Annotated in this window: 23 protein-coding genes and 1 other RNA gene; 18 read left to right on the top strand and 6 right to left on the bottom strand. The window is 65.8% G+C overall.

Annotated elements, in window-relative coordinates; translation table 11 throughout:
- Nucleotides 1–12: 12 nt before the first annotated feature.
- Together Q0Q36_RS04895 and Q0Q36_RS04900 are read right to left on the bottom strand one after the other, a co-directional pair.
- Nucleotides 13–516, bottom strand: coding sequence for a GNAT family N-acetyltransferase (locus Q0Q36_RS04895; RefSeq protein ID WP_367187156.1), 504 nt, complete (start codon nucleotides 514–516; stop codon nucleotides 13–15).
- Nucleotides 517–633: 117 nt separating this feature from the next.
- Entirely contained in the window at nucleotides 634–1,233 is a 600-nt protein-coding gene (locus Q0Q36_RS04900) for a cytochrome b (protein WP_293796009.1), read from the bottom strand.
- Between the two features lie 538 nt (nucleotides 1,234–1,771).
- Between Q0Q36_RS04900 and Q0Q36_RS04905 the strand changes: the two genes are divergently transcribed.
- The 9 genes from Q0Q36_RS04905 (at nucleotide 1,772) to Q0Q36_RS04945 (ending at nucleotide 13,236) form a co-directional block, all read left to right on the top strand.
- The gene (locus Q0Q36_RS04905) at nucleotides 1,772–2,446 is read left to right on the top strand and encodes a response regulator transcription factor (RefSeq protein WP_293796011.1); all 675 of its coding nucleotides are present in this window, start codon (nucleotides 1,772–1,774) and stop codon (nucleotides 2,444–2,446) included.
- Nucleotides 2,443–3,768 carry a HAMP domain-containing sensor histidine kinase gene (locus Q0Q36_RS04910; protein ID WP_293796012.1) on the top strand — a complete coding sequence of 442 codons (1,326 nt, stop codon included), beginning with the start codon at nucleotides 2,443–2,445 and terminating at the stop codon, nucleotides 3,766–3,768. The genes Q0Q36_RS04905 and Q0Q36_RS04910 overlap by 4 nt, the downstream gene beginning before the upstream one ends.
- 171 nt (nucleotides 3,769–3,939) lie before the next feature.
- On the top strand, nucleotides 3,940–4,284 hold the full coding sequence (locus tag Q0Q36_RS04915) for a hypothetical protein (RefSeq protein WP_293796013.1): 345 nt from the start codon (nucleotides 3,940–3,942) through the stop codon (nucleotides 4,282–4,284).
- A gap of 100 nt (nucleotides 4,285–4,384) precedes the next feature.
- Complete coding sequence (locus Q0Q36_RS04920; protein ID WP_293796014.1) at nucleotides 4,385–5,053, top strand: hypothetical protein; 669 nt, start codon at nucleotides 4,385–4,387, stop codon at nucleotides 5,051–5,053.
- 225 nt (nucleotides 5,054–5,278) lie between these two features.
- Complete coding sequence (locus tag Q0Q36_RS04925; RefSeq protein ID WP_293796016.1) at nucleotides 5,279–6,415, top strand: helix-turn-helix transcriptional regulator; 1,137 nt, start codon at nucleotides 5,279–5,281, stop codon at nucleotides 6,413–6,415.
- Nucleotides 6,416–7,063: 648 nt separating this feature from the next.
- Nucleotides 7,064–8,077 (top strand): metalloregulator ArsR/SmtB family transcription factor, encoded by a 1,014-nt coding sequence (locus tag Q0Q36_RS04930; RefSeq protein WP_293796019.1) that lies wholly within the window; start codon nucleotides 7,064–7,066, stop codon nucleotides 8,075–8,077.
- On the top strand, nucleotides 8,077–8,988 hold the full coding sequence (gene metF / locus Q0Q36_RS04935) for a methylenetetrahydrofolate reductase [NAD(P)H] (RefSeq protein ID WP_293796021.1): 912 nt from the start codon (nucleotides 8,077–8,079) through the stop codon (nucleotides 8,986–8,988). The genes Q0Q36_RS04930 and metF overlap by 1 nt, the downstream gene beginning before the upstream one ends.
- 4 nt (nucleotides 8,989–8,992) lie before the next feature.
- Nucleotides 8,993–12,745, top strand: a complete 3,753-nt coding sequence (gene metH, locus Q0Q36_RS04940; protein WP_293796022.1) for a methionine synthase — start codon at nucleotides 8,993–8,995, stop codon at nucleotides 12,743–12,745.
- A gap of 56 nt (nucleotides 12,746–12,801) precedes the next feature.
- On the top strand, nucleotides 12,802–13,236 hold the full coding sequence (locus Q0Q36_RS04945) for a GNAT family N-acetyltransferase (RefSeq protein WP_293796024.1): 435 nt from the start codon (nucleotides 12,802–12,804) through the stop codon (nucleotides 13,234–13,236).
- Between the two features lie 30 nt (nucleotides 13,237–13,266).
- Here the strand turns inward: Q0Q36_RS04945 and Q0Q36_RS04950 are convergent, their stop codons facing one another.
- The 3 genes from Q0Q36_RS04950 to Q0Q36_RS04960 form a co-directional block, all read right to left on the bottom strand.
- Nucleotides 13,267–14,163, bottom strand: a complete 897-nt coding sequence (locus Q0Q36_RS04950) for a diguanylate cyclase (RefSeq protein WP_293796026.1) — start codon at nucleotides 14,161–14,163, stop codon at nucleotides 13,267–13,269.
- A 149-nt stretch (nucleotides 14,164–14,312) separates the two neighbouring features.
- On the bottom strand, nucleotides 14,313–15,116 hold the full coding sequence (locus Q0Q36_RS04955; protein WP_293796028.1) for an N-acetylmuramoyl-L-alanine amidase: 804 nt from the start codon (nucleotides 15,114–15,116) through the stop codon (nucleotides 14,313–14,315).
- Between the two features lie 9 nt (nucleotides 15,117–15,125).
- Nucleotides 15,126–15,875: a DnaJ family molecular chaperone gene (locus Q0Q36_RS04960; RefSeq protein ID WP_293796029.1), complete on the bottom strand. Its 750-nt coding sequence runs from the start codon at nucleotides 15,873–15,875 to the stop codon at nucleotides 15,126–15,128.
- 356 nt (nucleotides 15,876–16,231) lie between these two features.
- On the opposite strand from Q0Q36_RS04960, the gene Q0Q36_RS04965 reads away from it, so the two are divergent.
- Both Q0Q36_RS04965 and rnpB read left to right on the top strand, forming a co-directional pair.
- Entirely contained in the window at nucleotides 16,232–16,855 is a 624-nt protein-coding gene (locus tag Q0Q36_RS04965) for a lytic transglycosylase domain-containing protein (RefSeq protein ID WP_293796030.1), read from the top strand.
- Between the two features lie 67 nt (nucleotides 16,856–16,922).
- Nucleotides 16,923–17,329, top strand: an RNA gene (gene rnpB, locus Q0Q36_RS04970) — RNase P RNA component class A.
- 179 nt (nucleotides 17,330–17,508) lie between these two features.
- On the opposite strand, the gene Q0Q36_RS04975 is transcribed toward rnpB, so the two are convergent.
- A complete protein-coding gene (locus Q0Q36_RS04975) occupies nucleotides 17,509–17,931 on the bottom strand; it encodes an organic hydroperoxide resistance protein (RefSeq protein WP_293796032.1) in 423 nt (140 codons plus the stop codon).
- A gap of 132 nt (nucleotides 17,932–18,063) precedes the next feature.
- Here Q0Q36_RS04975 and Q0Q36_RS04980 point away from each other — a divergent pair, with 132 nt between their 5' ends.
- From Q0Q36_RS04980 to Q0Q36_RS05010, 7 genes are all read left to right on the top strand, one after another.
- Nucleotides 18,064–18,546 carry a MarR family transcriptional regulator gene (locus tag Q0Q36_RS04980; RefSeq protein WP_293796033.1) on the top strand — a complete coding sequence of 161 codons (483 nt, stop codon included), beginning with the start codon at nucleotides 18,064–18,066 and terminating at the stop codon, nucleotides 18,544–18,546.
- 573 nt (nucleotides 18,547–19,119) lie between these two features.
- Nucleotides 19,120–19,596, top strand: a complete 477-nt coding sequence (locus Q0Q36_RS04985) for a division/cell wall cluster transcriptional repressor MraZ (protein WP_265060260.1) — start codon at nucleotides 19,120–19,122, stop codon at nucleotides 19,594–19,596.
- Complete coding sequence (gene rsmH, locus Q0Q36_RS04990; protein WP_293796035.1) at nucleotides 19,593–20,633, top strand: 16S rRNA (cytosine(1402)-N(4))-methyltransferase RsmH; 1,041 nt, start codon at nucleotides 19,593–19,595, stop codon at nucleotides 20,631–20,633. Before Q0Q36_RS04985 ends, rsmH begins: the two co-directional genes overlap by 4 nt.
- A 2-nt stretch (nucleotides 20,634–20,635) precedes the next feature.
- The gene (locus tag Q0Q36_RS04995; protein ID WP_293796038.1) at nucleotides 20,636–21,022 is read left to right on the top strand and encodes a hypothetical protein; all 387 of its coding nucleotides are present in this window, start codon (nucleotides 20,636–20,638) and stop codon (nucleotides 21,020–21,022) included.
- Between the two features lie 26 nt (nucleotides 21,023–21,048).
- Complete coding sequence (locus Q0Q36_RS05000; protein ID WP_293796070.1) at nucleotides 21,049–22,797, top strand: penicillin-binding protein 2; 1,749 nt, start codon at nucleotides 21,049–21,051, stop codon at nucleotides 22,795–22,797.
- Nucleotides 22,798–22,957: 160 nt separating this feature from the next.
- Complete coding sequence (locus tag Q0Q36_RS05005) at nucleotides 22,958–24,421, top strand: UDP-N-acetylmuramoyl-L-alanyl-D-glutamate--2,6-diaminopimelate ligase (protein WP_293796039.1); 1,464 nt, start codon at nucleotides 22,958–22,960, stop codon at nucleotides 24,419–24,421.
- The gene (locus Q0Q36_RS05010; protein WP_293796042.1) at nucleotides 24,418–25,842 is read left to right on the top strand and encodes a UDP-N-acetylmuramoylalanyl-D-glutamyl-2,6-diaminopimelate--D-alanyl-D-alanine ligase; all 1,425 of its coding nucleotides are present in this window, start codon (nucleotides 24,418–24,420) and stop codon (nucleotides 25,840–25,842) included. Before Q0Q36_RS05005 ends, Q0Q36_RS05010 begins: the two co-directional genes overlap by 4 nt.
- The last annotated feature ends 20 nt before the right edge of the window (nucleotides 25,843–25,862 follow it).

A 25,862-nucleotide genomic window follows, 5' to 3' on the forward strand; every position in this document is an offset into this window, starting at 1 on the left:
CCGGCGTCCGGGTCATTCGCCTTTGGCCATGACCTTCTCGAACCTGAACATGCCACCGTCTCCCGGCAGGGAAGGCTGGTCCGGCCGATGCGGATCCGGATGGCGCGCGTGATAATAGGCGACGATCTTGAAGCCGCATTTGTTGACGTAGAAGTGAATGTTGCGCTTCTCGAAATACGGCGTGTGCGTCGTCCAGACTTTCGTCTCGGGATAGCGGGCTTCGATCGCGCTCCAGGCGCCCCTGCCGATGCCACGACCGTCGATACCCGCCATGACGAAGAATAGATCCAGCGAATTGTGCTGCGTCGCGACGTCGATGGCGACGACGGCCCCGCCGACCCGCCGGCCATCCAGCAGGATATGAAGAACCTCCGCGCCGGGGGCTTCGCACGATTCGATGATGATCTCGTCAGGGGGAACAGAACCGTCGGAGACCGAGCCGAACTCCTCGATCACGGCGACGGAAAAGGCCTCCCGCAAATCCATCCTGAAACGCGGCAGGTCGGCGGCCGCCACGGGTTCGAGGGTCATCCGACGGTCATTCATCGTTCGGCTCCGTGTCAGTCCCGAAAGCGTTTTGCGTACCCATTCGCGAGCTCTCCCACCATGACGCTTTCGCAAGCGCGGGATGCTCTAGCGCGCGGAAGATCCGCTGGGCCGGTTCGGCCACATCCGCGGGAGAACGTCGGTGGTGCCTCCCTTATCCTGAAGGCGATGCTTGGCCGTGCCCGCGACATGCAGGCCGACGCACGCCAGCAGGAGATAGGCGGAGTATTTGTGGAGGGCCTGGAAGACCGCGAATGCCGCGTCGTTCTTGGGCAGGATTTCCGGCACGTGCGACAGGAAGAAGAACGGCACGCCGTCGCTCTGCGTGAAGCTGCTCGACATCGCATAGCCGAGCACAGGCGTGAGTAGGGTCAGCGCGATCATCAGGCGGTGGGTGGCGTGCGACAGCCATTTTTCCCAGCCACGCAGAGCGCAAGGAGCGTCGGGGAGCAGGCTGCGATAGCGCGAGCGCAAAGCCAGGTGCACGAGAGCCAGAAGCCAGACCAGGATGCCGAACTGCTTGTGGTTGGCATAGAAGAAGCCGGCGCTGGCATCGTCTTCCGCAAGTCCGGTCATATAGAAGCCGGTCGCGATCAGCGCGAGGATCAGCATCGCCCTGGCCCAGTGCAGAAGGCGCATCGGGCGCGGATAGATGATGCCCCGCTCGGTTGTCGGCGTCTCGGTCAAGAAAGAGGTCCTTTTCTCGTCAGTTTTGCCCGGTCACGCCGGCGGGAACACCATGGAGATTGGGCGAATCTTCGGGCGCATTCGGGCGGAGTAGGGTCACAGGAGGGGACAGGCTGCCAATGCACGACGGCGTGAGGACGCTGTGTCCAGACCTCTTCGGTTCTAGTGATGCCTTGGGCGGGCGGATCTTCCGACCGGGGCATCGAGCAGAAGAACCCGGCGATGGTGTGAGGTCATTGGCCGTGCAGGAGCGCGACGGCGAGCAGGGGCCCAATGAAGAAGCCGAATAGGATGCTCGCCGCCGCGAGAATCCGCAGCGGCAGAGGGAGCCGTTGCTCTTCCCGACATTGCAAGAGCCTGTTCCTCGACGTGTGCGACGATCTCATGCCGTTCAGAGCAAGCGCCCGACGTTGCGCGAACATTACGCGACGGGGTGACGTGGCCCTCGCCGGTCATCCGGTGGCTCTGGGGCGAGGGCGTAATCTTCGTGTAAGGATGCCCGTCAAAGAAGCGACGCGTACCCAAGGAATGTTCGCCAGTGCGCCTGCTTGTCGTCGAGGATGATGCCGATCTCGGTCCGTGGCTCCGCGATGCGCTGGAGAAGGCGCTCGGCGGGGCGGATCTCGTGGCGACGCTTGACGAGGCACGCGCTGCGCTGAAGGTGCGCCCTTTCGATCTCATCGTGATGGATCGGCGCCTGCCCGACGGGGACGCGATCTCGCTCATTGCCACGATGCGGAGGCTCAACCCGCGCCCGAGCATTCTGGTGCTGACGGCGCTCGACGACCCGAACGACATCGCCAAGGCGCTCGATGCCGGCGCCGACGACTATCTCGCCAAGCCCTTCGAGCCGGTCGAGCTGATTGCGCGCGCCAAGGCGGTTCTCAGGCGCAACCAGCTCGACCAGAAAGGCGTCTCGAGCGTCGCCAATCTCCGTTTCGACATCTTCGCGCGAACCGCCTATGTCGACGACCAACTCCTGATCCTGCCGCGCAGGGAACTGGCCCTACTCGAAGCGTTGATGCGACGGGCGGGCCAGGTCGTCCTGCGCGAGAGCCTCGAGAATGCGGTCTATGGCTTCGACGACGAGATCCAGTCCAATGCGATCGATGCCCATCTGTCCCGCCTGCGCAAGCGCTTGCGCGAAAACGGTTGCCAAGCCGAGATCAAGCCGTTGCGCGGGATCGGCTATCTGATGACGGATTCAGCATGACGCTGAAGGGCCGGTCGATCGCCACCTCGGCGGCCATGCTGCTCGGCGGGCTGATCTCGGCGTTCCTATTCTGCCTGTTTCTGGGCTTCATCGCCTTCTATGGCGACGACGGCGATGTCGCCCAATATGACATCGCCACTGAAATCAAGCGCTCCGTCGACAAGGACGAGAGCGGCCGGCCCCGGATCGCTCCGACCGTGAAGCTGCTGGCGTTCCAGCGCCAGTTTCCGAAGCTCTGGTACATGGTGAGCACGCCGCAGGGCAGTCTCTCCTATGGCGAGGTGCCGGCCCGGGTGCTGGCGGGCAAGGATGTGTGGGACCCACCGCAGGCCCTTTCGGCCCATGACGCCGGCGGTAATTTCCTACGTATGAGCCGCTCCGCGCGCGTCGGCACCGATCCCGATATCCTCATCGAGCTCGGCGGAGCCGCCTACAGCAGCACCGAGGTCGTCCTGTCACTCCTCAGGGAGCCCGACATAACCTCGACCATGCTGGCCGCAGCTCTCACAATCATCATTCTCACGACCGTTCTGGTCGTCCCCGCTTTGATCGTGCGGCCCGTTCGGCGCGCCGCGGCCGCAGCCGAAGAGATCGGCGCCAGGGACGGCGTGCGGCTGCCGATCCAGAGCCAGCCCTCCGAGCTGAGGCCTCTGGCTCTCGCCTTCAACCGCGCGCTGGACCGCATCGATGCAGCGACGGCCGAGCAGCGGCGCTTCCTCTCCAATGCCGCTCATGAGCTGCGCACGCCGCTGACGCGCCTGCGCACCAGGCTCGAACGCGTCGAAGACAAGGAGATCAAGGCGGAGCTCGTCGGCGAGCTGCAATCGCTGTCCGGAACGGTGACGATGCTGTTGCAGTTGGCGCGCCTGACGTCCCAGCCGACCGAGATGACCCGGATCGATCTTGCCGCAACGGCCCGCGACGCGGCCGCACGGGAAGTGCCGACCGCGTTGGCGGGCGGCATCGATCTCGAGTTCCGTGGCGATGCGCCGGAGATGATCTCCGGCTCGGTCCAGGCGATCGGTATCGGCCTGTCAAATCTCATCCGCAACGCGATCCAGCATGGCGGGGCGGGCGGACGGGTTGTGGTTGAGGTCGGAGCGCCCGGTCGGGTCTCTGTTATCGACTTCGGCGCCGGACTCGGCTCGGCCTATGACGGGCGAGCGGTCATCGAGCCCTTCGCGCGCGGCAAGCAGGACGGCTCGGGTACCGGGCTCGGACTCTCCATCGTCGCGCAGGTGGCGGCGCTTCACGGTGCGAGCCTCTCGATCGACGAGACGTCCGGCGGCGGCACCACCGTCACCCTGACGTTTCCGACCTGACGCCTCGCGGCGCCGTAGCGTAATGCGCCGGTAATCCTGGGATCGAGAATGGCGCTCGTCATCGAGATACGAGGAACCTGCCGGCGCTTACTCCAATTGGAGCATGTCTGCGGTTTTCGGAGGTGATCTCATCGAAGCTCCAATCCGCTTTCCGGTGCTGGAGGAGTGTATATGAGAAGCCAGATCGAACCACTCGGCGATACCTGCACCCGCCGGCGCCATACTCGCCCCGGATACATCGCTGCAGCAGGCCTGTTCGCGCTCGCTCTCTTTGGGGCCGGTGAAGCATCGGCCGGATGCGTGATGCAACGCCAGTGCCGCCCAGCCTACCGCACCGAGCAATTCGTCCAGTATCAGCAGCGCTGCAACACCATGTATTTCGCTGGCCGCCGGCAGACGAGCTGCCAATCCGTTCCGGTCCAATCGGTCCGTCCCGTGGCGTATCAGGACTGCTCCCAGGTCAAGCGCGTCTGCAGCGATCTCGGCTCGCTGGTCGGCAGCGGCAGGCGCCGCTGAGTTTGCCCGCGCGAAACGCCGGTTACTGCCCTGTCATTCGTGGAAGCCGGTTACCGAGAACCGGAATGCGACGGCCAGGAAGCCGTCACGAGGATGATCGATGAAATCGCAGCTTCACCTCGCAGCGCTGACCCTGGCGGTCACGACAGGCATGGCAGTCGCCGCCGATTGTGATTTCGACACGCCGAAAGGCAGTTGCACCGGCACCGTCAAGATCGTCAGATCATCGGGTTCGGCGCCAAGCTATGCGGCCGAATTGCTTGTCACCAGCTCTGCTCCGCGATGCTCCAGGGTCGACTATTACGTGAATTCCACTCCCTATCAGACGGTCCTGGCGAACAAGCGCTCCGATCACGAGAGCGTCTTCGGGACCAGCCCGGTATCCGCGAAGGATATCGCGATATCCAAATGCACTTCCTTTGCGTCGGCTTCTGCGCGCACGGATAGCCAGTCGGAGCCCAAGAGCGCATCCGGCGATTTCGGCGGGCGATGGACCGGAAGCGTGCAATGGCTCTTCGTCTCCGACCCGACGGAACTGACGATCAATGCCCATGGCTCATCCGCCAGCGGCGTGTGGCATAGCGGGCGGGGCAATGCCTCAGTCTCATTCAACGGGACAGCGAGCGGAAATGTCATGCGTTTCCAGTATGTCGCCCCTGGTGATGGTTCGCATGGCTCCGCCACGATGACGCTGACGGGCCCGAACTCCGCGACGATCACGTTCGCTGCGGCGCCAGCGACATTTTCCGGAACCTTGACCCGCCGGTAGCGGGCCTGTTTCTCGCATCGAGGCAATCAGGTCGGGGGCGCAGAAAGCCGACGGACTGCGCCCCGGGCGCCCACTCGCCGGGGCCGATTCGCCTTACTCCAATTGGGGTATGATCCTGGTCGCGCAACGCGGCAAAATTCCGTTGCGGAAGCATCTTCCGCGCGGTTTGATCGGAGGAGACCGACCGGCCGCCGCCTTGACGTCATAATCGATGCTGCAGACACGATGCCTTACCTCCATCATCGTACCCTTGCCGGTGAACTGGCCGAAATCATTGCTCACACCGACATGTCGGCGGATGCCTGGCCTGAGTTCGCAAAGCGGTTTTGTGAGGCGATCCCTGGAACGAAAGCCGCCTTCCTGGCCAATGACCGCGCCATCAGGCGCGATGTGTCCCTGGTTCAATTTGGCTTCGACACCCGTATTTTAGGTTCATTTGCGGAGCATTACGGCTACATCAACCCGTGGATCGCATCAAAAGCGCGATTGCCGATCCTGTCCCCGCAGCGAACCGAGCAGTTTCACCCATCGTCGTCGTTTGGGGATACGGAATTCTATCGCGACTTCCTGGTCCCGCTCGGCGAGAGCGACGCGGCCACCGTTCTCAAGATCTGGGGCGACGGGCAACGCAACGCCGAACTGGTCGTTCATTATGCCGCCCGCCACGACCAGCGCCTCAACGCCGTTATCGAGCCCGTTCTCAAAGCACTGGCGCCGGTCATGAACGATGCTCTCGCACGGCTGCGGATTCGCATGCTCACCGATCAGGAAACAAGACGCACCCATTTCGTCGATGCGATGGCCGATCCTGCTTTCATTCTCTCACGCAACGGCAAGGTTCTGGCGGCAAACGCGCCTGCGCAAGCCTTGGTTCGGCAAGGGGATCTGGTCCGGATCGCAGCCGGGGACAGGCTGGAGATTCTCGACCAGAACGCGGCAAATATCGTCCGCGATTCCTCTGCGAAAGTAACGAGGGGTGAGCGGCTGCCCTTCGGGTCTGACACCGTCAGGCTCGGTTCGCAGGGAAGAAGCCATGCGGCGGCGATCTACCCGATGATGACGCATCTGGGCGCGGGCTTCGGCCTGCTCGCGCCAACCGAAGCCAGCATCTTGCTCGTCATCCGTCCCCTTCTTGAGGTCACGCCGCTCTCCACCGAGCTGCTTAGGGAACGCTTCGGCCTTACAGCCGCGGAGGCCCGTCTGGCCCTGAAATTCACCTCGGGAGCCTCGCTTCCCGAGATCAGCAGGGTGCTCAACATCAGCTACCAGACCGGCAGGACCCAGCTCCGGTCCATCTTCGCCAAGCTGAACGTGCGCCGCCAGGCCGAGATGGTCGCATTGCTGCTATCGATCATCGGATGATACGGGGATCCAGCATGCGCCTCGCCCTTGCGATCGCCACGCTTCTACTCGCTCAGATCACTCCGCCTGCTCAAGCAGAATGCTTGGCGACATGTCGGCAATGTGCCGGCGAGGTAGGGCGTGCGCGCGGAATAAGCACCCAGAAGGTCGTTGACGCCCGGAGGCGGGCTGGGCCCTTGGCTCGCGCCCATTCGGCCTGCGTCGAGCGTAAGAGCAGACTGCGGGAAGATTGAACGCGCATCACCGTGGAGCGGTCTGGCCTGCTGCCGGTTTCGTGGACGTTCCACGGGCCTGCACGAGCCAGTTTCGACCTCGCCGCCCAGTCGCCGAGCCAGGCTACCCGAAACCGGATGTTGGCAGAGTCCGTAAGGGGCAGATTCGGCCGTTCCGGCGCCGTGAATTTCCCATAGGCAGCCGAGAAATCGACCAGATGCCGCCTGACGCGAACTCTCATCTCGGGTCTGACCCGGTGACAGTTCATTTGCGCCGCGGTGATGCTTTAAGGGGCAGGTGTCACCGGCCATGCATTCCGAGAGTAGGAATAAGCCTCCGTCCTGTCTTCCGCACGACAATCCGCTTGCACGAACGGTGTGTTCGATATAAAGATATCTTTATATCTTTTTCCTTTGTGGGCGGGAGCGCCAGCGCGTGCGGCAGCCGACGACATTGTCTTCCGATGTGCTTCTTGCGGGCTTGCGCGCCGCTGGTGAGGAGACACGGCTGCGCATTCTCGCGCTGCTCTCCGAGGGCGAGCTTTCGGTGTCCGATCTCACCGACATCCTCGGCCAGTCGCAGCCGCGCATCTCGCGCCATCTCAAGCTCCTGGCCGAAGCCGGTCTGGTCCGGCGCTCGCGGGAAGGAGCCTGGGCCTTCTTTCGCCTCGACGAGACCGGGCCGGGCGGGGCTTTCGCCGCATCGCTCGCGGCCTGGCTCGATCTGAGCGACCCGGTGCTCGCGGCCGATCGTGAAAGGCTTGCCGCCGTCCGGGCGACGCGCGCCGAGGCGGCGCAAACCTATTTCGCCAGCGTCGCGCGCGACTGGGACCGGTTGCGCGGCCTGCATGTGCCCGACCATGCCGTCGAAGCGGCTGTCGAGGATGCCGTCGGCGAGGGCTCGCCCGGTGCCATGCTCGATCTCGGCACCGGCACGGGCCGGATGCTGGAGCGGATCGCGCCAAAATTCGGCCGCGCCGTCGGGGTCGACGCCAATCATGCGATGCTGGCGGTGGCGCGGGCCAATCTGGAGCAGGCCGGCCTGTCGCGCGTCGAACTCAGGCAGGGCGACATTTATGCGCTGCCCTTCGCGCGCGGCTCCTTCGACCTCGTCGTGATCCATCAGGTGCTGCATTTCCTCGACGATCCCGGCCGGGCCGTGCGCGAGGCCGCCGCGATGCTGGCGCCCGGCGGGCGCCTGATCGTCGTCGATTTCGCGCCGCACGAGATGGAGTTCCTGCGGACCGAGCATGCCCATCGCCGGCTCGGCTTCTCCCGCCAGCAGATCGCCGCCTGGTTCGCTGAAGCGGGCCTGTCCTGCGACCTTTCCCGCGAAGTCACCCTTGCCGATGGCGGCTCCGGGCAGCTCCCGGTCATGCTCTGGCGTGGCCGCGACCGGCGCGTCCAGGTCGATCCGCCGGCCCGCACGATCAATCTCGAGGTTGCGTGATGAATGCTTTCCGCCCCAGCCGCCACGGCTCGCGCCGCCCGCGCGTCTCCTTCGAATTCTTCCCGCCGAAGACGGAGGAGATGGAGGTCGCGCTGTGGGACAGCGTGCGCCGGCTCGAGCCGCTCGGCCCCAGCTTCGTCTCGGTGACCTATGGCGCCGGCGGCTCCACCCGCGAGCGCACCCACGCCACCGTCAAGCGCATGGTCGAGGAGACCGCGTTGAAGCCGGCCGCGCATCTGACCTGCGTCTCGGCTTCGAAGGCCGAGATCGACGAGGTCATCCGCTCTTATTGGGATGCTGGCGTGCGCCACGTCGTGGCCCTGCGCGGCGATCCGGCCGGCGGTCTCGGTACGGCCTACGAGCCGCATCCTGAGGGCTATCACCAGACTTCCGATCTCGTCGCCGGCTTGAAGCGCATCGGCGATTTCGAGGTCACGGTTTCGGCCTATCCGGAGAAGCATCCGGAAGCCGCCTCGCTCGATGCCGATATCGACGCGCTCAAGAAGAAGGTCGATGCCGGCGCGACGCGGGCGATCACCCAGTTCTTCTTCGATAACGACGTCTATTTCCGCTATCTCGACAAGGTGCGCGCGCGCGGCATCGAAATCCCGATCCTGCCCGGCATCGTCCCCGTCCAGAACTTCAAGCAGACCGCCAACTTCGCCCGAAAGACCGGCGCCAGCGTGCCGCAATGGCTGGCCGACCGCTTCGAGGGGCTGGAGGAGGACGTTGCGACGCGCCGTCTCGTCGCCGCCGCCGTCTGCGCCGAGCAGGTCCTGGACCTGATCGATCGCGGCGCGACCGACCTGCATTTCTACACGATGAACAAGGCCGACCTCGTCTATGCCATCTGCCATCTCGTCGGCCTCAAGCCCGAGAAGCCAGCGGCCCAAGCGGTGGCGGCGGAGTAAGCCTATGTCCGACTTCATTCCCGCTCCCGTCGACGGCGCCGAAATCGAGCGCTCGCTGCGCCAGGCTGCGCGCGAGCGCATTCTCGTGCTGGACGGCGCGATGGGCACGCAGATCCAGAACCTGAAGCTCTCGGAAGCCGATTTCCGTGGCGAGCGCTTCAAGGGCTTCAACCACGACCTCAAGGGCAATAACGATATCATCGCCCTGACCCAGGCCGAAGCGCTGCGCGACATCCACCTCGCCTATTTTCGGGCGGGCGCCGATATCGTCGAGACCAACACTTTCTCGGGCACGTCGATCGCCCAGGCCGATTACGGCATGGAGGCCTATGTCTACGAATTGAACGTCGCCTGCTCGCGCATCGCCCGCGAGGCGGCTTTGATCGCGCAAAAGGAGGACGGGCGCCGTCGCTTCGTCGCCGGCGCGATCGGCCCGACCAATCGCACGCTCTCGATCTCGCCCGACGTCAACAATCCCGGCTTCCGCGCCGTGAGCTTCGACCAGGTGCGCGATTCCTATGCCGAGCAGGTCAGGGGCCTGATCGATGGCGGCTCCGAATTGCTCCTGATCGAGACCATCTTCGACACGCTCAACGCCAAGGCCGCGATCGTCGCGATCGAGCAGGTCTATCGCGAGAAGGGTATCCGCCTGCCGGTGATGATCTCCGGCACGATCACCGACCTTTCAGGCCGCACGCTGTCCGGCCAGACGGTCGAGGCCTTCTGGAACGCCGTGCGCCATGCCGCGCCGCTGACCATCGGCCTCAACTGCGCGCTCGGCGCGCGCGAGATGCGGGCGCATATCAAGGACATGTCGCGCATCGCCGATACACTGGTCTGCGCCTATCCGAATGCCGGCCTCCCCAACGAATTCGGCCTCTATGACGAACGGCCGGAAGCCACCGCCAAGATGCTGGCCGAGTTCGCCGATGCCGGCTTCGTCAATGTCGTCGGCGGCTGCTGCGGTACGACGCCCGGCCATATCGAGGCGATCGCGCAGGCGGTCGCCGGCAAGGCGCCGCGCCAGATTCCGGAAGCCAAGCCCTACCTGCGCCTCGCCGGGCTGGAGCCGTTCACGCTCGACGAGACCATTCCCTTCGTCAACGTGGGTGAGCGCACGAACGTCACCGGCTCGGCCAAGTTCCGCAAGCTGATCACGGCGGGCGACTATGCCGCTGCGCTCGACGTGGCGCGCGACCAGGTCGCCAATGGCGCGCAGGTCATCGACATCAACATGGACGAGGGCCTGCTCGATTCCGAGAAGGCGATGACCGAGTTCTGCAACCTGATCGCTTCGGAGCCGGATATCAGCCGCGTGCCGATCATGGTCGACTCGTCGAAATTTCCGGTGATCGAAGCCGGCCTGAAGACCATCCAGGGCAAGCCGATCGTCAACTCGATCTCGATGAAGGAGGGCGAGGAGGCCTTCCTCGAGCAGGCGCGCATCTGCCGGCAATATGGCGCGGCGGTCGTCGTGATGGCCTTCGACGAGGTCGGCCAGGCTGACACGTTCCAGCGCAAGATCGAGATCTGCACCCGCGCCTACAAGCTGCTGACCGAGACGATCGGCTTCCCGCCCGAGGACATCATCTTCGACCCGAATATCTTCGCGGTGGCGACGGGCATCGAGGAGCACGACAACTACGGCAACGACTTCATCGATGCGACCCGCGCGATCCGCGAGACGCTGCCGCATGCCCATATCTCGGGCGGCGTCTCGAACCTGTCTTTCTCGTTCCGCGGCAACGAGAAGGTGCGCGAGGCCATGCACTCCGTGTTCCTCTACCACGCCATCAAGGCGGGGATGGACATGGGCATCGTCAATGCCGGCCAGCTCGGCTCCTATGACGATCTCGATCCCGAATTGCGCGAGCTTTGCGAGGACGTCGTCCTCAACCGCCGCAAGGATTCGACCGAGCGCCTGCTGGAGGCCGCGCCGCGCTTCAAGGGCGACGGTTCGGTCGCGGCTTCGGGCAAGGACCTCGCCTGGCGCGAACTCCCGGTCGAGAAGCGGCTGGAGCATGCGCTGGTCGCGGGTATCACCGAGTTCATCGATGTCGATACGGAAGAGGCGCGCCTGAAGGCGGAGAAGCCGCTGCACGTCATCGAGGGGCCGCTGATGGCCGGCATGAACGTGGTCGGCGACCTGTTCGGCTCGGGCAAGATGTTCCTGCCGCAGGTGGTGAAGTCCGCCCGCGTGATGAAGCAGGCCGTCGCCTATCTGATGCCCTATATGGAGGAGGAGAAGCGCCTCAACGGCGGCTCCGAGCGCTCGGCCGCCGGCAAGGTGCTGATGGCGACGGTGAAGGGCGATGTCCACGACATCGGCAAGAACATCGTCGGCGTCGTGCTCCAGTGCAACAATTACGAGGTGATCGACCTCGGCGTGATGGTGCCGACCCAGAAGATCCTGGAGACGGCGCGTAAGGAGAAGGTCGACATCATCGGGCTTTCGGGCCTGATCACCCCCTCGCTCGACGAGATGGTGACCGTCGCCTCCGAGATGGAGCGCGAAGGCTTCGACATTCCGCTGCTGATCGGCGGGGCGACCACGAGCCGCGTCCATACCGCGGTGAAGATCCACCCGGCCTATGAGAAGGGCCAGGCGGTGCATGTGAACGACGCCTCGCGCGCCGTCGGCGTCGTCTCCAGCCTGCTCTCCTCGGAGCAGAAGCCGGGCTATGTCGCCGGCGTGCAGGCGGAATATGCCAAGGTCGCCGAGGCGCATCGCCGCTCCGAGGCCGACAAGCAGCGTCTGCCGCTGGCCCGCGCCCGCGCCAATGCCTTCAAGACGGATTGGAGCGCCTATCAGCCGCCGAAGCCGAGCTTCCTGGGCACCCGGACCTTCCGCACCTACGACATCGCCGATCTCGTGCCGGTGATCGACTGGACGCCGTTCTTCCAGACCTGGGAATTGAAGGGCCGCTTCCCGGCGATCCTGCAGGACGAGAAGCAGGGCGAGGCGGCGCGCGCGCTCTGGGACGATGCGCAGGCGATGCTGAAGCGCGTCGTCGAGGAGCGCTGGTTCAATCCGAAGGCGGTGATCGGCTTCTGGCCGGCCAATGCCGTCGGCGACGATATCCGCCTCTATACCGGCGAGAGCCGGCAGGAGACGCTCGCGACCTTCCATGGCCTGCGCCAGCAGCTCTCGAAGCGCGACGGCAAGCCGAACATGTGCCTGTCCGATTTCGTCGCGCCCGAAGGCGTGGCGCCGGACTATATCGGCAGCTTCGTGGTCACGGCGGGTGCGGAAGAAGAGCGCATCTCCGAGAGGTTCGCGCGCGACAACGACGATTACCGCTCGATCATGGTCAAGGCGCTGGCGGACCGCTTCGCCGAGGCTTTCGCCGAGCGCATGCATCAGCTCGTTCGCAAGGAGTTCTGGGGCTACGCGCCGGATGAAGCCTTCACCAACGAAGACCTGATCCGTGAGGAGTATCAGGGCATCCGCCCGGCGCCGGGTTATCCGGCCCAGCCCGACCATACCGAGAAGGAAACGCTCTTCCGGCTGCTGGAAGCCGAGCGCCGCGTCGGCGTGAAGCTGACCGAGAGCTATGCGATGTGGCCGGGCTCCTCGGTCTCCGGGCTCTATTTCGCGCATCCCGAGGCGTATTATTTCGGTGTCGCCAAGGTCGAGCGCGACCAGGTCGAGGATTATGCCGCGCGCAAGGGCATGACGATCGAGGAGGTCGAGCGCTGGCTTGCGCCGATCCTCAACTACGACACATCAGCCTATCGCCTGCAGGCGGCGGAGTAGCTATTTTCCGGCGCCGCGGCGGGCATGACGCGCTGCCGCAGCGCCGGAGACCGTTCGTGACGACTGACGAGGCCAGGATCATCCGCAAGGCGGAGGTGGCGGATTTGCCGCGCATCCATGCCATCCGCATGGCCGTGCGCGAGAACATCCTGAGCGATCCCTCGAAGGTGACGGCCGCGGATGTCGCCTGGTATCGCGAGCAGGCGATCTTTCTTGTTGCAGAGAGTGCGGGCGAGATCGCGGGCTTCGCCTGTGCCAACCATCAGACCGGGCTGATCTGGGCCTTGTTCATCGATCCGGCAGAGGAGGGGCGGGGGCACGGCAGGGCGCTGCTCGATGCGGCGCTCGCCGGTTTGAAGGCCGCTGGCCATGCCCAGGCCTGGCTCGAAACCGGCGCCGGCACGCGGGCGGAGCGGTTCTATGTCCGGCACGGTTGGCGCGATATGGGCCGCGGTCTCGACGGGCAGATCGTCTTCACCCGGTTGCTGTAGGGCCCCGCAGCCTGCAGGGACCGAGCCGGTTCATTCGGCCGGCAGCCGGCTTGTGACGCTCGCAAGCGGCTTGTCGAACATCCGCAAGGTGGCGCCGCCGGCCATGCTGGCGACATGCAGGGCGGCCTGAGCTTCCGCGAAGAGGGTGGCGGGGTCGCGATGGCGCTGCTCTTCGAGGCTCACGGCGCCGATCGAGATCGTGAAGTCGATCACCAGGGTTCCGCGCGAGATCGGCCGACAGAGCAGATGGCGCGCATTCTCGAGGCTCGCGGCAAATCGCTGCTGGCCCGCCGGCATCCGCAACAGAAGGGCGAATTGACTCCTGTTGATGCGCCCGCTCGCGAGAGCGTCCGGGAAGAGCCGCGCGAGGCGCTCATCGAAACGGGTGAGCAATTCGTCGCTGGCGGAGGTGCCGAAGGTTTCGACGATGTCGTGGAAGTCGTCGATATCCACGATGACCAGCCCAAAGGCCTCCCGGTCGAAGCGCGCGCCGTGCAGCGCCTGGCCGAGGCGGGTTTCGAAGTCGCGGCGGGTGGAGGGCGCGATGATCGGCTGGTGCCGTGACAGCGCCGCCAGATCGCCCCACAGGCCCTTCTCGGCGGTGACATCCTGTTTCGAACCGAAGATGCGAAACGGGCGGCCATTCTGATGGCCGACGCCGACGATCAGCCGCATCCAGCGTCTTTCATTGCTCGCGGTGCGGATCCGGCAATCGAGCGAAAACGCGCCGCCATTGCGGATTATGCCGCTGCGCAGGCGGTTCATTTCGCTGCGCGAGCCCGCTTCATAGAGGTCGAGGATCGACGAGCGCTGGATGGTGGAGCCGCGCTGCAAGCCGAACAGATCGTAGACGCCATCGGTCCAGCTCAGGGCTTCATTGGCGAGATTGCATTCCCAGGCGCCAATGGCGGCCGGTTGGCCGGACACACGGCAAAGCTCGGCGGCGAGATGTTGTTGCTGGCTGTTCAAGGCTGCCCCCTTCCGGTCTGCCTTACCGGGAAGGCTACACTATGGGGCGGGAGTTAAGCGAGCCTTGCCAAAGCACCCCCGGGGCGCTGCCGCTCACGGGATCGCGATCAGGCTATTCGGGAGCCCTGCGTCGTCGCGAGCAGGTCGCGCAAAGTCGTGATCGTCGAGGAATCCGCGACGCCGTCGACCTTTTCCGGCCGCCAATGACGCTGAAAGGCCGCGACCACCGCTTCGAGCTTCTCGTCGTAGATGCCGTCCACCGTGACGCCATAGCCCAGCATCGCGAACATCGCCTGCAGCGCTTCGACCGGCTGGCCGCTCTCGCCGCGGGCGAAGAAGCGTCCGCCGCGGATGGGGGCCGGCTCGGTCCAGAGCCCGACGCCGGCTTCGGCGAAGCGCCGCCACGGGAATTTCTCGCCGGGGTCGATCTTGCGGCCGGGTGCGATGTCGGAATGGGCGAGCACGCGCTCAGGCGGAATGGACCAGCGCTCGCAGATGTCGCGGCAGAGATTCAGCGTCGCGGCGAGCTGCTCCTTCGGATAATCGGGCAGGCCGCCGGGATGGCCGGGATTGGCGATCTCGATGCCGATCGAGCAGGAATTGATGTCCGTCTCGCCAGCCCAGTGCGAGGCGCCGGCATGCCAGGCGCGCCGCCCTTCCGGCACGAGCTGGAGCGTGTGGCCGTTCTCGAAGACGAAATAATGCGACGAGACCTGCGCGACCGGGTTGCAGAGCCATTGCAGCGCTTCGCCTGCGACCGGCATGCCGGTGTAGTGCAAGATCAGCATGTCCGGCCGGCGGCCCGGCGTGCCGTCCGCGTGCTTGCGCTCGCCGTGATTGGGCGAGGGGAAAATCTTGGCGGCGAAGCGGCTGTCGGGCTTGGCCACGTCCGGTGAAGCGATATCGGTCATGCGGGCTGCTCAGGCGGGTTGCGGCGCGAGGCTGCGGCTCATGCCGCGTTCCTTCTGGATGGCATCCCAGGCGGCGTTGATGGCGGCGATGCGGCGCGTCGCGATGGCGACCGCCTCCTCGGGGAGGCCGCGGGCGATCTCGCGGTCGGGATGGGTCTCGGCGACGAGGCGGCGGTAATGCCGCTTCAGCTCGGCGTCGTCCATCTCGCGGCTGGCGCCGATGACGAGATAAGGATCGTCCGGCCGGCGGGCATGGCGGGCCTCGATCCGCGCGAAATCGGACTCGGCGATGCCGAAGATGCCGGCGACCGAGACGAGGTAGGCGTGCTCGGCCTCGTGGATCGCACCATCGGCGGCGGCGATCAGGAAGAGGCCGTCGAGCACGTCCTCCAGCAGGGCGGGTTCGTCCTTGAAGGCGCCGGCGATCTGCGCGGCATAGGCCTCGAAGCCGGCGCTGGTCTGCTTGGCGAGGTCGAACAGGCGTTCGATGCGCTGCTGCTGGTCGGGCGGGACCTCGACGATGCGGCGGAAGGCGGTGACCTCGTCGCAGGTCACGACGCCGTCCGAGCGCGCCATCTTGGCGGCGAGCGCAACGAGGCCGGTGGTGAAGACGAGCTCACGCGGGGCCGGGCCGAAGGGCGCGCCCTCGCGATCGACCAGGACATGGCCGGCGAGCGCACCGACGAGCGCGCCGAGCGGCCCGCCGATGACGAGCCCGAGCCCGCCGCCGCCCAGAGCGCCCCAGAATGAGGAAGCCATCACAAAAGCCGATCCCGGTGAATCCGAAGCGCGGATGATGAAAGGAGGGAGCGATACAACGCAAGTGCGCCCGGTGCGGCGGCCTGCCGCGCCAAAAAAAGCAGTTCCGGTGGGGAATGGGGCCGAAATGGGGCGGCTGATTCGCTTGCTTGATTCGCGCCGGACGGCGGGCAGCCGGCGAAGTTTTTTGCGCCAGCCAATACATGGGAATACTTTATAGTTTAATATAGAATAAATTCCTGTTTGTGCCTATAGTAGTTCGTTTTTCTGTGAAGCGGGCCAGATTATCGACACATTCAGATATCAGTTGGCCGCCCCCATCTGCCAGTCATGGCGCAATGGGGTTCAAATTCGACATGCGATATATCTGTGGTGGTCTCGCGGCTGCGTGCCTGATTAGCCTCTCCGGGGTTGCCCTGGCCGAGGATTATGTCAACGCGGAAACGGACCCCAGAGCGCTGATCGTTCGTGACGCCGAGATCGCCCGCGCCAAGGCCGCGGCGGCGAAGGGCGAGGAGGCCCCCGCCGAGGCGTCGCCGACGAAGGCAAGCACTCGCTCGGCCAAGGCCGAGGCCCGCACCAGCCGCGCGCTCGCGGCGCCTGCCGGTTCCGAGAGCATCAAGGCGATCGTCGCCCGCCATGCCGCCGCCAACGGCGTGCCGTTCTCGCTGGCCGACGCGATCGTGCGCGTCGAGAGCCGCTACAATCCGCGCGCTTCGCATGCCGGCAATTTCGGCCTGATGCAGATCCGCCACCAGACGGCGCGCGGGATGGGCTATTCCGGCAGCGCGAGCGGGCTGCTCGATGCCGAGACCAATGCCCGCTACGGCATGAAATACCTCGCCATGGCCTACAAGATGGCCGGCGGCGACACCTGCCGCACGATCATGAAGTACCAGAGCGGCCACATGACCACCCATATGAGCGGCGCCAACCGCACCTATTGCGCCAAGGTGCGCACGATCACGGCCCGCAACTGATCCAACTTGGAGACACCGGACGCGGTTCCGCTTGACGTGGGCCGCGCCAGCGCGCATTTGCCCCTCGCCAGTCGGCCGGACGGCCGCTCTCGCTCGCGAGGGAGGAAAGTCCGGGCTCCACGGAAACACGGTGCCGGATAACGTCCGGCGGGGGCGACCCCAGGGAAAGCGCCACAGAGATCGAACCGCCCTGCGCTGGAGAGCTTCGGCTTTTCCGGCAGGGTAAGGGTGAAAAGGTGCGGTAAGAGCGCACCGCGGACCCGGCAACGGGGACGGCATGGCAAGCCCCACCGGGAGCAAAACCGAATAGGGACGATGCTGCCCGCGCAAGCGGGCAGGGGCAGGTTTCTGTGCCTTGTCGTCCGGGTTGGTTGCTCGAGGCGCGCAGCAATGCGCGTCCCAGAGGAATGGCCGTCACGTCGGGGGAGCGATCCTCCGGCCATCCAGAACCCGGCTTACAGGCCGACTGGCGCTTGATGCCCGCAAATTCTACTCCAGCGGGCATCTGAAGCGATCGCCTGCGCTTCCGGTGCTCACGGACCGATGTCCGCTCCGCTCCGGTTCTCGGCGATCGCTCCAGCTTCCGCGCTGGAGCGAATTTCCAAGCATCAAGCCGCAAGAGCCGATTGGCTCAGGCTCCTGAATGCGCCGCCTCAGGCCACCGTCAGTTCGACCGGGATGTTGCCCTTCGTCGCGTGCGAATAGGGGCAGACCACATGGGCCTTCTGGACGAGGTCCTCGACCACGGCCTTGTCGAGCCCGGGCACCGAGACGGTCAGCTTGGCAGTGATGCCGAAGCCCTGGCCGTCATCGCGCGGGCCGATGCCGATATCGGCCGAAACGCGTGCGTCTTCCGGGACCCTCACCTTCTCCTTGCCGGCGACGAACTTGAGCGCGCCGAGGAAGCAGGCCGAATAGCCCATGGCGAAGAGCTGCTCGGGATTGGTGCCTTCGCCGCCACCGCCGCCGAGTTCCTTCGGCGTGTTCAGCACGAGCTTGACGTTGCCGGTATCGGTCGCGGCCTGGCCTTCGCGGCCGCCGGTGGCGGAACCGTGGGCGGTATAGAGCGTCTTCATGAGGGTGTCTCCTTCCTTGGGTGAAGCGATACTTGTCATATAGATTGTGTACAATTAGATTGTCAACAATTAATTTGAGCAAGGCAGAGAGCGGTTGATTGCCGGGCCGCTTTCGGCTTTTCGTGACACAGGATGATCGGCGAGGGCGCGATGGCGGAGCAGGACAAGGCCGGGGAGGGCATGCCGCATCTCGAGCAGCAGCTCTGCTTCGCGATCTATCAGGTCGGTCATGCCTTCAACCGGGCCTATCGTCCGATCCTGGCCGCGCTCGGACTGACCTATCCGCAATATCTCGTGATGCTCGTGCTCTGGGAGCAGGACGGGCTCACGGTGAAGGAGCTCGGCGAGCGATTGATGCTCGATTCCGGCACGCTGACGCCGCTGCTGAAGCGGCTAGAAGCCTCTGGCCTGATCCGCCGCGAGCGCGATGCACGCGACGAGCGGCAGGTCCGCATCCATCTCGCCGGGAAGGGCGAGGGGCTTCGCGCACAAGGGCGCTGCGTCCAGGAAGCGATCGGCCAGGCGCTCGGCGGGACGGCCGGGGAGGCCGGCCGGCTGCGCGATCAGCTCGGCCTCGTGCGCGATGCGCTGCTGGCGGCCTCGCACGAAGATTGAACGCCTGCCTTCTGCATAGCCGTCACCTTTGTCATTTCGGGGCTTCGCGTAGCGAAGAGCCCGGAACCCACGGCTGGGCGAGAGATCTGCAGCGGAGCTGGGGATCGAATGTCTTACCCAGTCGGGGGTTCCGGGTTCGCGCCTAGCGCGCGCCCCGGAATGACAAGGGTGTGACGCCTTCCATGTTGCTTCCGGCCTGGGCTTGTTGATGGCTCGCCGAAAATAACGACGCGCGTTCGTAAAATTTTTTCGCAGCGCTGAGGCGCTTTTCCGCCGGCTGAAGAGCTTGGGCGGCGCCGAATTGCGCGTGCTTACGGATACTTAACCTTAACGGGCTGTGATGGCGGAGAGTCCCCGCCGGTGCGTCGTTGTGCCTGCGATTCCATTGACGCCCATATAGGCCCATGCTATCCCAAATCATCCCGTCGAAGCCGGCAGGCAAACCAAGGGTCAGGCTCCGTGTGCCGCGCGGAATTTGGCTCGCTGGCCTGCCTTGCCCGCCTCGACGGGGAGTTCTTTCGCCGCTTGCGCATTTCAGCGGCGACGCCCTGAAGAGCAGGCCGGGAGGCGGCGTTGACGGACCGCTTCGTCTCGAATTTCACGAACCGGCTCGACGCCAAGGGGCGCGTCTCCATTCCCTCAAGCTTCCGGTCGGTACTGGCCAAGGACGGCTACGAGGGTCTCTATGTTCATCAGTCGCTCGACCTGCCGGCGCTGGATGCCGGCGGCAACGCGCTGAGGGCCACGATCGACGACATCCTCGCACGCTTCTCGCCGTTCTCGGACGAGTGGGAATTGCTCTCGACGGCGCTGAACGGCACCTCGGAGGTGCTCAAGATCGACACGGAGGGGCGCATGGTGCTGAGCGAGGCGCTGAAGGCGCATGCCGGCATCGGCGACGCCGTGACATTCGTCGGCCATGGCCACAAGTTCCAGATCTGGGAGCCGGAACGGTTCCGTGCGCATCTCGAGGCGGCGCGGACGCGCCTGCGCGACGTGAAGCGCACGCTTGGCAGCTTGACGATTCCAACGGGAGGGGCTGGCACATGACGGACCATGGCGACCGTTCCGGCGGAGCCATCGGCGAACAGGTTCGTCACGTGCCCGTGTTGCTCGCCGAGGTTCTGCACGCGCTTTCGCCGCAGGCCGGCGGGCGCTATCTCGACGGCACCTTCGGAGCAGGGGGCTATTCGCGCGCAATCCTCGATGCCGCGCCGGACGTGACCCTGCTCGGGCTCGACCGCGATCCGAGCGCTATCGCCGGCGGGGCCGATCTCGTCGCGGCCATGTCAGGGCGGCTGACGCTGTCCGAGGCCAATTTCGGTGAGCTGGCCGAAGAGGCCGAACGCTTCAGGATGGTGCCGCTCGACGGCGTCGTGCTCGATATCGGCGTCTCGTCCATGCAGATCGACCAGGCGGAGCGCGGCTTTTCGTTCCGCTTCGACGGCCCGCTCGACATGCGGATGAGCAGCACCGGGCAGAGCGCTGCCGACCTCGTCAACGAGGCCGAGGAAGGACTGCTCGCCAACATCTTCTACCACTACGGCGAGGAGCGCCGCTCGCGCGCCGTCGCTCGCGCCGTGATCGAGGCGCGCCGCAAGGCGCCGATCACGACGACCAAGCAGCTGGCTGATCTCGTCGCCGGCATCGTGCGGGGCGAGCCCGGCGGGGCGCATCCGGCGACGCGGGTGTTCCAGGCGCTGCGGATCGCGGTCAATGACGAGCTCGGCGAGCTCGTCCGGGCGCTGCATGCGGCCGAGACGGTGCTGAAGCCCGGCGGGCGGCTGGTCGTCGTGACCTTCCATTCCCTCGAAGACCGCATCGTCAAGCAGTTCTTCGCCGAGCGTTCCGGCCGGGTGCCGGCGGGCTCGCGCCACGCGCCGGCGGTTGCCGCCGCGCAGCCGACCTTCAGGCTGGTCGAGAAGGGGGCCGTCGCCCCGTCCGAGGTCGAGATGCGGGCCAATCCGCGGGCGCGCTCGGCCAAGCTGCGTGCCGCCGAGCGCAACGAGGCGCCGGCGCGCGGGGCCGATGCCGGCCTCGTCGCGCTCTCCACCGTTCCCGACCCGCAGCCGCGCCGGAGATCCTGAGCGTGATCAAGCTCCTGCATGTCATCGCCATCGGCGCGCTGGTCTCATCGGCGGTCTATGCCTATTCGATCAAATACGAGACGACGCTTGCGACCGAGCAGCTCCAGAAGCTCAGAGGCAAGATTCAGCGCGAGCGTGACGCCATCCAGGTGCTCAAGGCCGAATGGCAGTTTCTCAACCGGCCCGACCGCGTCCAGATGCTGGCCGAGCGCCATCTCGATCTCCAGCCCTTCGTGGTGACGCAGGTGGTCAAGCCCTCCGACATCCCGAACCGCGGGCCGAAGGTCGATGCCATCGGCCGCAAGCTGGAGGATCTCGGCCTGGGTCTGCCGACCGAGACGCCGCGTGACCGCAAGGCGAGCGCGACCACGCCGGGAGCCATGCCGTGAACCAGTCGATGAACCAGGAGACGTCGATGGAGCATCAGGCCGAGGCGACGGAGACGGTCGTGAAGCGCGGGCGCCTGGCCTGGCTGCGCGATGTCTTCCGCATGAGCGGCGAGAAGAGCGAGCCGCGCGTCGGGCTCGTGATCCTCGGCTTCTCCGCGCTGTTCCTCGCCATCACCGGCCGCCTCGTCATGCTGGCGACGCTGCCGAACGAGCAGGTCGGCCTGCGCCGCGCGACCTCCAACGCGATCTCCGCCGCCCGGCCCGACATCGTCGACCGCAACGGCGAGATTCTGGCGACCGATATCCGCACGGTCTCGGTCTTCGCCGAGCCGCGCCGCATCCTCGACAAGGACGAGGCGACCGAGCTCCTGACGGCCGTGCTGCCGGATCTCGACGCCAAGGACCTGCGCGAAAAGCTCGGCACCAAGAAGGGCTTCGTCTGGGTGAAGCGCGAGATCACGCCGCGCCAGCAGGCCGAAGTACACCGGCTCGGCATTCCCGGCATCGGCTTCGTGCCCGAGAACAAGCGCGTCTATCCCAACGGCAATGCCGCCGCCCATGTGCTCGGCTTCGCCAATATCGACAATGTCGGCATCGCCGGCATGGAGAAATACATCGACTCGCAGGGCCTGCAGGACCTGAACGGCGCCGGGCTCGCGACCGAAGCGTCCGACCTGAAGCCGATCAAGCTTTCGCTCGACCTGCGCGTCCAGCACCTGCTGCGCGACGAATTGTCCAAGGGCATGGAGCGCTTCAAGGCCATCGCCGCCGCCGGCGCGATCATGGACGTGAATACAGGCGAGATGCTCGCGCTGGTCTCGCTGCCCGATTTCGACCCGAACAACCCGGTCGACGCGCTGGAGAAGGACCGGATCAACCGGATGAATGTCGGCGTCTACGAGATGGGCTCGACCTTCAAGGCGCTGACCATCGCGATGGCGCTCGATTCCGGCAAGGTCAACATCAATTCGACCTTCTCGACCGCGGGCGGCATGATGCGTTTCGGCCGCCAGGTCATCAAGGAATATCACGGCACCGGCCGCAACCTGACGGTGCCCGAGGTCTTCGTGCATTCGTCGAACATGGGCTCGATCAAGATGGCGCTCGCCGTCGGTGTCGAGGGCCACAAGGCCTTCCTCAAGAAGATGATGCAGCTCGACCGCATGACGACCGAGCTGCCGGAAAGCGCCGCGCCGATCGTCCCGCAGCGCTGGGGCGAGATCAACACCGCGACCATCGCCTTCGGCCACGGTCTCGCCGTCGCGCCGCTCCAGGCACTGGCGGCGGTGGGCGCGCTGGTCAATGGCGGCTACCTGATGAAGCCGACCTTCCTGAAGCGGACCGAGGAGGAGGCGCGCCAGGTTTCGACCCGCGTCATCAAGCCCGAAACCTCGGAAGCGATGCGCTTCATCATGCGCATCAACGGCGAGAAGGGCTCGGCCCGCAAGGCGGACATCCCCGGCTATTTCGTCGGCGGCAAGACCGGCACGGCCGAAAAGGTCATCAACGGCCGCTACGCCAAGAACAAGAACTTCACGACGTTCACGGCGATCGCCCCCTCGGACAAGCCGAAATACGTCTTCCTCGCGATCTATGACGAGCCGAAGGGCTATGCCGAGAGCGGCGGCTATTCGACCGCGGCGTGGAATGCCGGCGTCACCACGGGCAAGGTGATCGAGCGCGCCGCGCCGATCCTCGGGCTCAACCCCCGCTTCGATCCGCCGCCGTCGCCGTTCCCGTTGATGGCGAAGCTCGGCGCCTGGGGGTCGCGCTGAGCGCTTGACGATGCCGGGGGCTCAAGCATCAAAGATTTGTAAGCTCCGGGTCATCCCGGCCGGAGCGAAGCGGAGAGCCGGGATCCATGCCTGAGCTTCACCAAGGAAGGTTCAGGCATGGATCCCGGGTCTCCCTTCGGTCGCCCGGGATGACACCGGAATGGTAGATTCTATGACTTGGCGATTGGACGACCTCTTCCCCGAGATTTTCGATGCCGAGGCTGCGAGCCAGCAGGTGCATGGCATCGCCTTCGACAGCCGCAAGGTGACGGGCGACGACGTCTTTGTCGCGCTCGCCGGTGCCAAGGCCGATGGCGCGCGCTTCATCATGGATGCGGTCGGGCATGGCGCGGTGGCGGTGATCTCGGGCGGGCCGCGTCCTGACGATCTGCCGGCGGGGGTCGCCTTCGCGCAGGTCGCCGACCCCCGCCTTGCGCTCTCGCTGGCGGCGGCCAAGATTCACCCACGCCAGCCCAGGACCATCGTCGCGGTGACCGGCACCAGCGGCAAATCCTCGGTTTCCGATTTCACGCGTCAGATCTTCCAGGCGCTCGGCCATGAATCGGCGAGCGTCGGCACGATTGGCGTGGTGACCAGCAAGGGCGCGGATTACGGCTCGCTGACGACGCCGGACCCGTTGTCGCTGCATGCTTCGTTCGACAAGCTCGCGAGCGAGGGGATCACGCATCTGGCGATGGAGGCGTCCTCGCACGGGCTCGACCAGCGCCGCCTCGACGGCGTCCGTTTGAGCGCCGGAGCCTTCCTCAATCTCGGGCGCGACCATCTCGATTATCACCCGAGCGTCGAGGAATACCTCGCCGCGAAGCTGCGCCTCTGGGAGTTGCTGCCTGATGGCGCTCCGGTCGTAATTAACCGCGACGAGCCCTATGCGAAGGAGGCGGCTCAGGCTGCGGCCAAGAGCGGGCATCCGATCATCGGCATCGGCCGCAAGGGCGAGACGCTGACCCTGCTGCGCAACGAGCGCGACGGCTTCTCACAACGATTGACTGTTGGTTTCGACGGACGCGAACTTTCGATTGAGCTGCCGCTGGTCGGCGACTTCATGGCAGGGAATGCACTGGTCGCCGCTGGGCTCGCCATCGCGACCGGCGAGGACAAGGCGGCGTCGCTCAAGGCGATTTCCGGCTTGAAGGGCGTCGCGGGGCGTCTCGAACTCGTCGGCGAGGCCAATGGCGGGCTCGTCGTCGTCGATTACGCCCACAAGCCCGATGCGCTCGCGGCCGTGCTGATGACGCTGCGGCCCTATGCGACCGGGCGGCTGATCTGCGTCTTTGGCTGCGGTGGCGACCGCGACAAGGGCAAGCGCCCGCTGATGGGCGCGATCGCGGCCGAGAGGGCCGACATCGCCATCGTCACCGACGACAATCCGCGCAGCGAGGATCCGGCGACGATCCGGGCCGAGATCATGGCCGCTTCGCCGAAACTTCAGGAGATCGGCGACCGCGAGGAAGCGATCAACGCCGCAGTGAAAATGCTGAAGCCTGGGGATTTGCTGGTCGTGGCCGGAAAAGGCCATGAATCCGGCCAGACCATAGGCGACCGGACGCTGCCCTTCTCGGACCATGACGTGGTCCGCAAGGCGCTATCGGAGATCACGAGATGAGCGCCCCGCTCTGGACCGGAGACAAGCTGATCACGGCGCTGCGCGCGCGGGCCGAGGGCGCTGTGCCGCCGGTCGTGACCGGCGCCTCGATCGATACCCGCACGCTGGAGCCGGGCGACGTCTTCTTCGCCATCACCGGCGAGGCCCGCAACGGGCATGACTTCGTCAAGGGCGCGCTCGACAAGGGCGCGGCGCTGGCCGTGATCGACGAGGCGCATGCCGCGCAGTTCGAGGGCGCGGGTGCGCTCGCCGTCGTGCCGGATGTGCTGAAGGCGATGGAGCATGCGGGCACCGCGCGGCGCAGCGAACTGAAGGCTGGCGTCGTCGCGGTCACCGGCTCGGTCGGCAAGACTGGTACGAAGGAGGCCTTGCGCCTCGTGCTCTCGCGCCAGGGCAAGACGCATGCGCCGGTCGCCTCCTACAACAACCATTGGGGCGTGCCGCTCACTTTGTGTCGGACGCCCAGCGACGTTGCATACGGGGTCTACGAGATCGGCATGAACAGCCCCGGCGAGATCGTGCCGCTGGCGCGGATGGTGCGCCCGCAGGTCGCCATCGTCACCACGATCCAGCCCGTGCATCTCGCGGCCTTCGCCTCGCTCGAAGGGATCGCCGAGGAAAAGGCCGGGGTCTACTGGGAACTCGAAAAAGGCGGCACGGCGATCGTCAATGCCGATATCCCGCAATCCGAGCTGCTGCGCGACATCGCCAAGTCCGGCCCGGCCGGGCGGATCATCACCTTCGGCGAGAGCCCCGATGCCGACGTCAAGCTGATCTCCTGCGCGCTGAAGCCCGACATGTCGACGGTCGAGGCCCGCGTCTGCGGCGAGCCGGTGACCTATCGCCTGGGCAGCCCCGGCAAGCATATCGTGCTGAACTCGCTCGCCGTGCTCGCCGCCGTCCATGCGCTCGGCGCCGATCTCGCGCTGGCGGCGCTGGCGCTGGGCGATCTCACGCCGCCGGCCGGGCGCGGTGCGCGGCAGGTGCTGCAGGCGCCGGGCGGCAGGCTTACGCTGCTCGACGAGAGCTATAATGGTAACCCCGCCTCGATGCGGGCCGCGATCGAGAATCTCGGCCGCCTGCCGGTCGAGGGACGTGGCCGGCGCATCGCCGTGCTCGGCGACATGCTGGAACTCGGCCCGACCGGCCCGGAGCTGCATCGCGGGTTGGCCGAACCGCTGGTTTCGAACGGGATCGACAAGGTCTTCGCCTGCGGCCCACTGATGAAAGGGCTCCATGAGAGCTTGCCTTCCGCCATGCGGGGGGCTTATGCCGCAACCGCGAGCGAGCTGGAGCCGCTCGTGCTCGATGCGATCCGCGGCGGCGACACCGTCACGGTCAAGGGATCGCTGGGCACGCGCATGGGTCCGATCGTCAAGGCGATCCTCGCGCGCTTTCCTGCCGTGCCTGCCGAAGACTGATAGACAAGAGAACCTTGAAG

Origin of the sequence: uncultured Allobosea sp. (assembly GCF_945957345.1) — a bacterium.
Taxonomy (GTDB): Bacteria; Pseudomonadota; Alphaproteobacteria; order Rhizobiales; family Beijerinckiaceae; genus Allobosea.